This window comes from Clostridium uliginosum, assembly GCF_900112485.1.
Lineage (GTDB): Bacteria > Bacillota > Clostridia > Clostridiales > Clostridiaceae > Clostridium > Clostridium uliginosum.
Genome location: NZ_FOMG01000073.1, coordinates 1 through 1,490, shown reverse-complemented (window position 1 = coordinate 1,490; position 1,490 = coordinate 1). Strand labels below are relative to the sequence as shown.

General features: G+C 29.9%; 3 protein-coding genes and 2 rRNA genes. All 5 read left to right on the top strand.

Translation table 11 applies throughout. The features are described 5' to 3' along the window. The first annotated feature begins 101 nt into the window (after positions 1-101). Positions 102-218: ribosomal RNA gene (rrf, locus tag BM027_RS17865) — 5S ribosomal RNA — on the top strand. 314 nt (positions 219-532) lie between these two features. Beyond that, entirely contained in the window at positions 533-652 is a 120-nt protein-coding gene (locus tag BM027_RS18990; protein WP_207647606.1) for a hypothetical protein, read from the top strand. A gap of 70 nt (positions 653-722) precedes the next feature. Then, positions 723-842, top strand: coding sequence for a family 1 glycosylhydrolase (locus tag BM027_RS18985; protein WP_207647605.1), 120 nt, complete (start codon positions 723-725; stop codon positions 840-842). 38 nt (positions 843-880) lie between these two features. Next, entirely contained in the window at positions 881-997 is a 117-nt protein-coding gene (locus BM027_RS18980) for a family 1 glycosylhydrolase (protein ID WP_207647604.1), read from the top strand. A 419-nt stretch (positions 998-1,416) separates the two neighbouring features. Next, positions 1,417-1,490: ribosomal RNA gene (locus tag BM027_RS17855) — 16S ribosomal RNA — on the top strand; the annotation flags it as partial.

Genomic DNA, 1,490 nt, shown 5'->3' with positions numbered 1-1,490 from the left:
AATAGGTCGAGGGCTTGACCAATAATTAATTAAGTAAATATATACATTAGAGGAAACTCAAACTTATGTGCAATTTTGAAAGAACAATTCTTTCAATTTAATCTGGTGATGATGGCGTAGAAGTAACACTCCTTTCCATTCCGAACAGGACAGTTAAGATCTACAGCGCTGAAGGTACTGCATGGGCGACTGTGTGGGAGACTAGGACGTTGCCAGGTAAGCATAAAAGAGATAGTTATTTATAACTATCTCTTTTTTTGTGCGAAAAAATAATGTGGTTTTAAAGTTATATAAAATAGGGCTTTTATAATTTTCTTATGTTAAATTATAATTATTAATAATATAGGGGACAAACAATAAACGGAAATAAATATATTGAACTAAAGGATAAAAAATTCAAATTTAAAGATTAAAGAGGATTGTAATAACAGCATTTAAAGAAGCTGATAAAATAATATTGTAAACTATTAAAAAAGAAAATGAGTATATGTAGAGAATGTAGTATAAATACAACCATCCTTGGGGTGCATCAATTTCACCTTATCAAGTAGAAGGTGCATATGATGATAAGGGAAAAGGAGCTTTAGTTCAAGATACAAAAGTAATACCAGATGGTATAGCAGATTTTAAAGTATCAAGTGATCGACTATGACCGTTATAAGGAAGATGTTAAATTATTTAAGAAATGGGTTTTAAAATATATAGATTATCTATAATAATGGATCAGAATAATACCAAGTGGAGTTGGTAAAATAAACGAAAAAGGAATTGAATTTTATAATAACTTAATAGATGAGTTATTGAAATACAATATAGAGAATTTAGTTACTATGTATCATTGACTCTCTTCAAAAAAAAGGGATAGTCTAATAAGGAAACGATAGATGCATTTTGTAGATATGCAAAAGTACTATTTAAACGTTTTAGGAATAAAGTAAAGTGCTGGTTTACTATTATTAATTCAGCTACTTCAAAACCAGAATGTGTATGTAAATAAGAGTAGTATTTGTAAATATAAACAAATACTAAGCCTAGTGTATCAATGGTAAAATTATAACGAAAAAAAAAGAAAACTGTAGTATTATAGTATTAAACGGATAAAACAAGGTAAACATAAAGAATGATTATAGAAGGATATGGTAAGATAAAACACGTCGCTGAGAGATGCAGACAACAAGTTAAATGCTGAGAAAAACATTCTGGAAAGAACGGTTTGAAAGCTTAAAAAAAACTTGTTGACAAGATCTAAACCAAGTGATAAACTAAGAAAGTCGCTTGAGAGTGACAAGTTAAAACAAAAGCCGACAACGTAATGTTGAAAGCGAAAGAATATGGTCTTTGAAAATTGAACAGAATATAGATAAATACATTTAAGTAAACCAGCAATTCTTTTTAGAGTAAGCTAAGATTAAACTTTTTAATGAGAGTTTGATCCTGGCTCAGGACGAACGCTGGCGGCGTGCCTAACACATGCAAGTCGAGCGATGAAG